Annotated in this window: 10 protein-coding genes; 6 read left to right on the top strand and 4 right to left on the bottom strand. The window is 59.4% G+C overall.

From position 1 onward, the window contains the following. From MWU53_RS15850 to parC, 4 genes are all read right to left on the bottom strand, one after another. Nucleotides 1-129, bottom strand: a 129-nt coding sequence (locus tag MWU53_RS15850; RefSeq protein WP_247094666.1) for a GTP-binding protein, incomplete at its 3' end; no start/stop codon positions are given. 197 nt (nt 130-326) lie between these two features. After that, the gene (locus MWU53_RS15845; RefSeq protein ID WP_247094664.1) at nt 327-1499 is read right to left on the bottom strand and encodes a M48 family metallopeptidase; all 1173 of its coding nucleotides are present in this window, start codon (nt 1497-1499) and stop codon (nt 327-329) included. Further along, a complete protein-coding gene (locus tag MWU53_RS15840; protein ID WP_247094662.1) occupies nt 1496-2671 on the bottom strand; it encodes a DUF898 family protein in 1176 nt (391 codons plus the stop codon). Before MWU53_RS15840 ends, MWU53_RS15845 begins: the two co-directional genes overlap by 4 nt. A 6-nt stretch (nt 2672-2677) precedes the next feature. Then, nucleotides 2678-5011 (bottom strand): DNA topoisomerase IV subunit A, encoded by a 2334-nt coding sequence (gene parC, locus MWU53_RS15835; RefSeq protein WP_247094659.1) that lies wholly within the window; start codon nt 5009-5011, stop codon nt 2678-2680. 131 nt (nt 5012-5142) lie between these two features. Between parC and MWU53_RS15830 the strand changes: the two genes are divergently transcribed. The 6 genes from MWU53_RS15830 to MWU53_RS15805 form a co-directional block, all read left to right on the top strand. Continuing rightward, nucleotides 5143-5715 (top strand): SH3 domain-containing protein, encoded by a 573-nt coding sequence (locus MWU53_RS15830; RefSeq protein WP_247094657.1) that lies wholly within the window; start codon nt 5143-5145, stop codon nt 5713-5715. Between the two features lie 113 nt (nt 5716-5828). After that, nucleotides 5829-6659 (top strand): SDR family NAD(P)-dependent oxidoreductase, encoded by an 831-nt coding sequence (locus tag MWU53_RS15825; protein WP_247094655.1) that lies wholly within the window; start codon nt 5829-5831, stop codon nt 6657-6659. A gap of 73 nt (nt 6660-6732) precedes the next feature. After that, nucleotides 6733-6936 carry a twin transmembrane helix small protein gene (locus tag MWU53_RS15820; RefSeq protein WP_108857590.1) on the top strand — a complete coding sequence of 68 codons (204 nt, stop codon included), beginning with the start codon at nt 6733-6735 and terminating at the stop codon, nt 6934-6936. Next, the gene (locus tag MWU53_RS15815; protein WP_247094652.1) at nt 6936-7508 is read left to right on the top strand and encodes a cob(I)yrinic acid a,c-diamide adenosyltransferase; all 573 of its coding nucleotides are present in this window, start codon (nt 6936-6938) and stop codon (nt 7506-7508) included. The genes MWU53_RS15820 and MWU53_RS15815 overlap by 1 nt, the downstream gene beginning before the upstream one ends. After that, entirely contained in the window at nt 7484-8278 is a 795-nt protein-coding gene (locus MWU53_RS15810; RefSeq protein WP_247094650.1) for a hypothetical protein, read from the top strand. The genes MWU53_RS15815 and MWU53_RS15810 overlap by 25 nt, the downstream gene beginning before the upstream one ends. Before the next feature lie 197 nt (nt 8279-8475). Next, a partial coding sequence (locus MWU53_RS15805) for an electron transfer flavoprotein subunit beta/FixA family protein (RefSeq protein ID WP_247094648.1) occupies nt 8476-8887 on the top strand: 412 nt, incomplete at its 3' end.

Here is an 8887-nt window from a genome sequence, read left to right as displayed (position 1 = left end):
GTCGTATGCTTTGAAGTCACCAAAGAATTTGGTGATCGCTGCCGTCAGAGTGGTCTTGCCGTGGTCAACGTGACCAATCGTGCCGATGTTAACGTGCGGTTTACCGCGTTCAAACTTTTCCTTAGCCATAAAGCCCTACGCCTCGTGTCTGAGGGGGTCACAGACCCCGTGGTTCAATATCGCGCGCTAGCTATAGCTTTGGGGAAAGAAAATCAAGGCTTGCGTGCGTTCCGGCGCAAGGAAATGTGACAATCCCGCAGAAGCGAATTGCATCGGCTGTTTTTTCGTCGGATTGCCAAGGGCTTGGCCACCCGATCCGGCATCCGTTACTCTGGGTTTGCCCAAGGCTTTTTCGCTGGCGCCACATTGCTGGACGACGGCGCATCCCGTTCACCACAAACCGTCTGCAAATTCCGCCACATTTGCGCATCCAGAATCGTATCGTAGTCGCGGTTTGGGTCGACCGCCGCCTGTGCAGCCGAGATGCGATCCGTCATCTGCGGATGCGAGGCAAGATGGGCTACCAACCCTTCGGCATCCCCGTGTTCCTTATGCAAACGCTCAAAGAACGTGCCCAGCGCCACGGGCGAGATATTCGCCTGTGCCAGAAGGCCGTGAGCATAGTCATCTGCTCGCGCCTCAGCCGCCTGACTGTAAGATGCATTGATCAACTGGTTGGCGATGAACAGCGCAACAGTGCCGCCGGCGAAGTCCCCGAACAGAAGCCCCAGCACCCCAAGTGACCCGGCCGAGCGCAGCGCGTCGCGGGTGGGGTCGCGATAGACCACATGGCCGATCTCATGCGCCAGAACGGCGGCGACTTCTTCGGGATTGTCGGCTTCTTCGATCAGCCCCCGGAAAAAGACCAGCCGCCCACCGGGAAGCGCAAAGGCGTTGACCATCGGGTGATCAAGGATGTGGATTTTGACCTCATAGGGCAGATCCGCGTCGGGGTTCAGGCGCGTATACATGGCCTGCATCGCGGCGTTGCCTGCTGTATCCTCGCAGATGCCAACGCCGCCCAGCCCGGTCTCGTCCAGTGCCATGCGGATCTGTTCGAACGTGGTGTCGCCCAGCGCTTTCTCGCCCTCGGGTGGCAGGATCTCTGCCAGTTGTGTCGCCATAAGCGGCACCAGAAGAAAGATGATCGCTGCAACCGAGGCGACAGCCCCGCCGGCCCACAGCAGCACCTTGGACAGGGGCGTCGCATGATCGCGCTTTCCAAGGGACGTTGCGCGGCGTGCAACCTCTTTCTGCGCCACAAAGTCTGTCAGATAGAGCCGCGTTAGCGGGTCACCTTCGTGCGACAGAACCATGACGCGCCGGTCCGCCTGATCGCGCACACGACGGAGGGTATTCCAACCCCACGTGATCTGTTCGCCCTCGGGCAATCCGATGATCAAGGCCTCGCGGTAGCAGGCGACCTGCACACGCGTCAGATGGGCGCGTTCGCCCCGTGCCAGATCAGCAAAGACCCAGTTCACCTCCTGCCCCGTCATATTGCGGCCCCCACATCCAGTGCCTCGGCAAAGCCTTCGGCCTCGGCGAACTCATCGCGGTCGCGTTGGACGATCTGGGCGATGTTTTGCGTGTTCACGATCTGGGTCACTTCTGCGAAATGTTGGGCAAGAGGCAGCCTAATCCATGCATGCGTCATGGCGCGGGTCAGGATGATGAACAGGAAATAGACCAGCACCCCGGCAGGAACCAACGCGGTGGTTGCCATGTCCATGTCTTCAAGGGTGATGTTTTCCAGATCTGTCGTCCCGACGGCCAGACCTAGGGCCATGAAGGCGACCAAGAACACGCCCGAAAAGACGATGCTCATCATAAGCCCGCCCAGCGCGTAGATGCCGATGATCCGCCACGTGCGCGGCTTGGCGGTGAACTTCATCTCGCCCAGCTGTTTCGCCTCGGTCATGCGCTTGAAGCTTTCAGCCCGCCAATAGGCCCAGCCATAAATCAGCCACGGACCGGACAGCAGGTACACAAGCACCCAAGCCGGGTTTTCATAAAGGGCCAGCATCACGGTCACGACGATTATAAGCCCAAGCGCGTAATAGACGTGCCGCATTGCGCCAAACAGCATCCATTTTGCGCCACCCTGCACGAACCGCTGATCCCCATAGAAGGTGCGCGAGACACGGTATTTTTCCAGCCACAGCGTCGTCAGCGGCCATGTCAGTCCCAGCGTGCAGAGGGTCGCGATCCAATGGACCATCGACCGCCAGCTATAGCCCCACGCGCCGGGCTCCAGCCCAAAGCGGATACCCCGCCAGCGGGTGCGGGCAAGGATGTAGCGGCGGGCGCGATACTGGGCGAAGAAGATGATCGGGGTTAGTCCCAGAAAGCTGAGCGCATAGGCCGCGTAGTTGGCATTCAGAAGCGCAAAGCTGAAATACATCAGGATCAGATTCACGATCCCGATGTAGAAAGCCATGAAGACCACGGCGACCAGAAAGCCCAGAAGCTTCTCAAGCGGGTCGCCGACATATTCCAGAGGTGCGCCGCCGGGTCGAATGGCGCTCCAGTAATAGCGGCGCAATCGGGTCTTGGCCCAGAAACGATAGAACCCAAGCGTCAGGACCGTCAGGATGCTGGTGCGCAGGGCCAGCCAGAAGACCGGCCCCTTTTCACCTGCATATGAAATCGTCAGATTGCTGGGCGGCACACCGAATTACTCGAACTTGTTGTTACGCGGGAAGCCGTGGGGAGGTGCTTTACCAACGCCGGCACGCTTGCCCAACCACGGCGACATATCGCTTTCGGTGCGGGTGCGGTCCCCGGTGGCGGGCCATGACAGGCCCTCTTCCAGATTGAAGGTCTTCACATCCGACAGACCGCCATCCAGTTCCAAGATCCCCTGCTTGCCGCGGGCCGAGTTGTACTTCTGCAACCGGACACCCTTGCCGCGCGTCATCTCGTTGATCTCGGCCACGGGGAAGACCAGCAGGCGCCGGTTTTCCGAGATGATGGCCACGTGATCGCCAGTAATCGGCGCACAGATCTTCGCGGTCGCGTCGCCCACATTCAGAACCTGCTTGCCGTTCTTGGTCTGGGCCAGCACGTCGTTTTCGTTGACGACAAACCCGTTGCCTTCGTTCGAGGCGACCAGCAGCTTGCGGTCGGGCGTGTGGATAAACAGGTCCACGATCTCGGCCTCGTTCGGCAGATCGACCATCAGGCGCAACGGTTCGCCCATGCCGCGCCCGCCGGGCAGGTTGGCGCAAGACAGGGTGTAGAACTTGCCGTTCGAATCGAAGGCCAGCAGGCGGTCCGTGGTTTCAGCGTGGAACACGAAACGCGGGCCATCGCCGTCGCGGAATTTCAGCTCGCGGCTCAGGTCGATATGACCCGACATGGCGCGGATCCAGCCCATCTGACTGCAGACCACGGTGATCGGCTCGCGCTCGATCATGGCTTCCAGCGGCACCTCTTCCACTTCGCCTGCTTCGGCGAACTGGGTGCGACGGGCGCCGCCCTCGAAGTTCTTGCCAAACAGCTTTTTCGACTCTTTCAGCTGCTCGGAAATCTTGCCCCATTGCAGGTCTTCATTGTCCAGAAGATCCTCAAGCGCGGCACGTTCTTCCATCAGCGTGTCGCGCTCGCGCACCAGCTCGATTTCCTCAAGGCGGCGCAAGCTGCGCAGGCGCATGTTCAGGATCGCATCGGCCTGAACCTCGGACAATTCACCCTCGCCCGGTGCGGGGCTGACATAGTCGTGTTCCGACATGGCGCGGACATGTTCGATGCCCCAATCCTCGCGCATCAAGGCGGCTTTGGGATCATCGTCATATCGGATGATATCAATCACGCGGTCGAGGTTCAGGAAGGCAACGATGAAGCCCTCGAGCACCTCAAGACGATGGTCGATCTTGTCCATGCGGTGACGCGAGCGGCGCTGCAACACGTCGCGGCGGTGATCAAGGAATGCGCGCAGCACTTCCTTCATCGAACAGACCTTTGGCGTCACCCCGTCGATCAACACGTTCATGTTCAGGCTGAACCGCGTTTCCAGATCCGAGTTGCGGTACATCAGGCCCATCAGAAGCTCGGGATCGACGTTCTTCGACTTCGGCTCAAGCACGATACGGACGTCATCGGCGCTTTCGTCACGGATGTCGCCCAGGATAGGAACCTTCTTGGTCTGGATCAGCTCGGCAATCTTCTCGATCAGCTTCGACTTCTGAACCTGATAGGGGATCTCGGTGACAACGATCTGCCACTGCCCGCGACCCAGATCTTCAATCTCGTGCTTGCAGCGCAGTCGGAACGAGCCGCGGCCCGTGCGATAGGCGTTGGCAATATTTTCCTTCGGCTCGACGATGATGCCGCCAGTCGGGAAGTCCGGACCGGGCACATAGTTCAAAAGCGTGTCGTCGCGAACATCCGGTGTCTTGATCAGATGCAGGCAGGCATCAATCAATTCAGGGATATTGTGCGGCGGGATATTGGTCGCCATCCCCACCGCAATGCCAGACGATCCATTGGCCAGAAGATTCGGAAACTCTGCGGGCAACACGACCGGCTCTGTCAGTCGGCCGTCATAGTTGTCGCGATAATCGACGGCGTTCTCGTCCAGACCCTGCAACATCGCCTCGGCGACGAAGGTCATGCGCGCTTCAGTATAGCGGCTGGCAGCGGGGTTATCGCCGTCGATATTGCCGAAGTTCCCCTGCCCGTCGACCAGCGGATAGCGTACTGCGAAATCCTGCGCCAAACGCGCCATGGCATCATAGATCGCGGCATCGCCGTGTGGGTGAAAATCACCCATCGTGTCGCCGGAAATCTTTGCCGATTTCAGGAACTTGCCGTTCGAGGCCAACTTCAGGCGGCTCATCGCATAAAGGATGCGGCGGTGCACAGGTTTCAGGCCGTCACGGGCATCGGGCAGGGCACGGTGCATAATGGTCGACAGCGCGTAGGTCAGATAGCGATCACCAATTGCGCGGCGCAGCGGTTCGGCCAGCTCGCTGCCTTTGATCTCGGAATTGTCAGTTACGTCATTCATGCGATTGGTGTATCCTTGAGGACGACTCGCGTAAAGCTGCCATGCGGGTTTCTTGGGGGAAAATCACATTACATTCCCCGCGATATTTTTGAGCACGAGATATTAACTGGTGATGTTTTAAGGGGGATACTATGGGTATTATTCGTATGTCATTGTTGACGGTCGGCGTGATGGGCGTCGCCATGATGCATTATGGACGGGACGACGGTCTGCCAACCGATCGGATCGGCCGCGAGCCTGACGTGAAACAAGACAGCATCGTTGCCGTGTCTGCGAAGCTGGCGGAAACGCCGGTTAGTGCCGTTGTGCCTGCCTCGATGACCACCTCCCCAGCCAAAACACCTGCGGCACCTGCTGCCAGTGGCATTGTGATCAAAGCCGCCGCTGTCGCAGGCGATCCGACCAGCCCTGCCGCACAGGCAGAGCAAGCCGCGCGCCTGATGGCCGCCAGCGCGCCTTCCCCTTCGCCTTCTGCACCTGCAGCGGTTGTGGACGACACAGGTTACCCCACTCTGTTCGTCAGCGGCAGCACCGTAAATATGCGCGGCGGCCCCTCGACCCAGTTCGGTGTGGTGTCGCGCCTGACCCGCGGCACCGAAGTGCTGGAAACCGGTCAAACCGACGACGGGTGGAGCCAGATCAAAGTAGTGGACACCGGCAAACGCGGGTTCATCGCAACCAAATTCCTGAAGCCGCAACTTTAATAAGCGGCCCTTTCCCTTAAGAGTTCCACTGGGCGCCCTACGTGGCGCCTCTTTTTTGTTGACCCCCGCCGTGGCGACCCCGTACCCCTTCCCGGGCGAGGCAGGAGACACACATGACCCAGAAATCCATCCTGATCACTGGATGTTCATCCGGTATTGGCTATGACGCAGCCCATACGCTGGCCAAACGCGGCTGGCGCGTCTTTGCCACCTGCCGCAAGGAAGAGGATTGCGAGCGGCTGCGCAGTGAGGGGCTGGAAAGCCTGCAGCTGGACCACGCGGACGAGACCAGTATGGATGCCGCTGTGGCCGAGATCCTGTCGCGCACCGGCGGCACGCTGGATGCGCTGTTTAACAACGGCGCCTATGCCATCCCCGGCGCGGTCGAAGATCTGCCCACCGACGCCCTGCGCACGATCTTTGAGGCCAATTTCTTCGGGTATCACCACCTGACTCGGCTGATCCTGCCCGTCATGCGCAAGCAGGGGCATGGCCGCGTGATCCATAACTCGTCCGTGCTGGGCTTCGCCGCGCTGCCGTGGCGCGGGGCGTATGTCGCGACCAAGTTCGCACTGGAAGGGCTGATAGACACCTTGCGGCTTGAGATGCGCGGCATGCCGATCGACATCATCCTGATCGAGCCCGGCCCGGTCACGACCAAGATCCGCGAGAATGCCCAGCCGCATTTCGAACACTGGATCGACTGGGAAAACAGCCCGCGCCGGAACCTCTATGCCAAATTGCGCGAACGCCTTTATGACGACAGCGGCGATCTGGACACGTTCGAACTCCCCCCGTCGTCGGTCACGAAAAAGCTGATCCACGCGCTGGAGCACCCCAAGCCCAAGCCGCGCTATTACGTCACCACGGCCACTTATATCGCGGGCATCGGCAGACGACTTCTTTCGACACGCATGGGCGACCGGCTGACGCCCAACGGCTAACTGCGCCCAAATGCCCCTCGCAAATCGGGGGGAATAGGGCTATTTGACACCCGACACCAAGGAAAGAAAGACCATGGCCGACGATCCCCTGTTCATCCTCGTAGTGCTGTCCTGCGCTGCCGTTCTGGTCATCCTGATGCTTGGCATCGGGTCGTTTGGCGTCGGGGGCAAAGTGGCCCACAAACATTCGAACCGATTGATGCGCTGGCGGATCGGGGCACAGGCTGTGGCCATTGCATTGATCTTGCTGTTCGTCTGGCTGCGTGGAGGAAACTGATGGTAGTTCTGAACAAGATTTACACGCGGACCGGCGACAAGGGCGAAACCGCCTTGGGTGATGGCTCGCGCCGCCCCAAACACGATGCACGCGTGGACGCCTATGGCACCGTGGACGAAACCAACGCCACCATCGGGATGGCGCGCCTGCACGCCGAGGGCGACATGGACGCCGCACTTGCCCGCATTCAGAACGACCTGTTCGATCTGGGCGCAGACCTCTGCCGCCCCGACATGGCGAAAGACGCCGAGTCCGAATACCCGCCGCTGCGTATGGCGCAGGAACAGGTGGACCGTCTGGAAGCCGAAATCGACGTGATGAACAAGGCGCTGGAACCGCTGCGAAGCTTCATCCTGCCCGGAGGCTCGGCCCTCGCCGCCCACCTGCACCTGACCCGCACCGTATCGCGCCGCGCCGAACGTCTGGCGACCGATCTGGCCACCCAAGAGGACGTGAACCCGGTCGCGGTGAAATACCTGAACCGCCTGTCCGATTGGTGCTTCGTCGCCGCCCGCGTGGCGAATGATGGCGGCAAAGCAGACGTGTTGTGGGTTCCGGGCGCGAACCGGTGACAACATCCGGGGAGCAAACGGAAGGTCACTTCCTTTCCCCTAAGCTGGAAGAGCTTTCCAACCGTGCCTTTGAATTGTTTCCTGTAAAGAGGCCTGTTTCCTTGCAGGTCTGCACGCTCTGCTGCATGAACCCGGAAACCGAACAGGATATTCTGAACCGCGCGCGTGATAACATTTCGACTGATATGTTGTCCGAATGGCTGGGCGCTGCATTCAACGACGCACCCGAAGGCGCATCGGTATTCTTTTGGTTCCTACCCTCAATAGCTAAGTATCTTGCACAGGGTCACGAGATCTCTTTCTGCGGAACCGAACTCGCTCTCGGACGAGCTTTGACGACAGAATCCCCAATTCAAAACTGGAACAGCGAACAGCGAACGTGGATGCAAGATTTTGCAACCAGCCTGCTCGCAGCGCAGTGCTGGCAAAAAGCGCCAGATCTAGACACCTTCCTTTGCATGCTCTTATCAGGGGGGATGTCCGCCGAGATGGCGATAACTTGCTTGAAACAGCTTCCTCTTGCCGATTTTGCAATCGCAATGAACCGTGACGTAGAACAGGGTACCTTGATCGGATCCTCAGCATTCTGGAAGCCAGAGCTGGAGCAAAGCACGCGATTTCTTGCATCTCTTAGCGACTGGTTCCAAAGCGAAACGCTTGCGGATGAACTGTTGGCGCTTGCCTGTCAGCCAGATGCGTCCCCCGAGTTAATGCAAGCCACAGCATGGTTTCCATGGCCCTTGGACAGACGGGTGAACACCACGTCTTAGGTTGGAATCAGCGGTTATCCGCGTTCTGACTTTGCCACACGGCAACATTCTTGCAAAGAATCCCCGTCAAAACGAAAGAACGCGACGTCCGTGGACCCGGACGTGACGATTTTGCGCTGTTTTCACATGCAGCATTTCGGTAAACGTGTCGCGAGAGCATTACCGCCCCCCGTGGGCATAACTGGGAGATACCGCTGATGAAGGTGCTTGTGCCTGTGAAGCGCGTGATCGACTACAACGTGAAAGTTCGTGTGAAAGCGGACGGCACCGGTGTCGATCTTGCCAACGTAAAAATGTCGATGAACCCCTTTGACGAGATTGCCGTCGAAGAGGCCATCCGCCTGAAGGAAGCCGGCAAAGCGGACGAGATCGTCGTCGTGTCCATTGGCGTGAAGCAGGCTCAGGAAACCCTGCGCACGGCTCTGGCCATGGGTGCGGACCGCGCGATCCTGGTGAACGCGTCTGACGACGTTCACAACGACATCGAGCCGCTGGCCGTTGCCAAGATCCTGGCGAAAGTTGTTGAAGAAGAGCAGCCGGGCATCGTTCTAGCGGGCAAGCAAGCCATCGACAATGACATGAACGCCACCGGTCAGATGTTGTCGGCCC

The organism is Aliiroseovarius sp. S1123 (genome assembly GCF_023015885.1).
GTDB lineage: Bacteria > Pseudomonadota > Alphaproteobacteria > Rhodobacterales > Rhodobacteraceae > Aliiroseovarius.
Note: the sequence above shows the minus strand (reverse complement) of the source record. Positions and strands in the feature narration are given on the sequence as shown.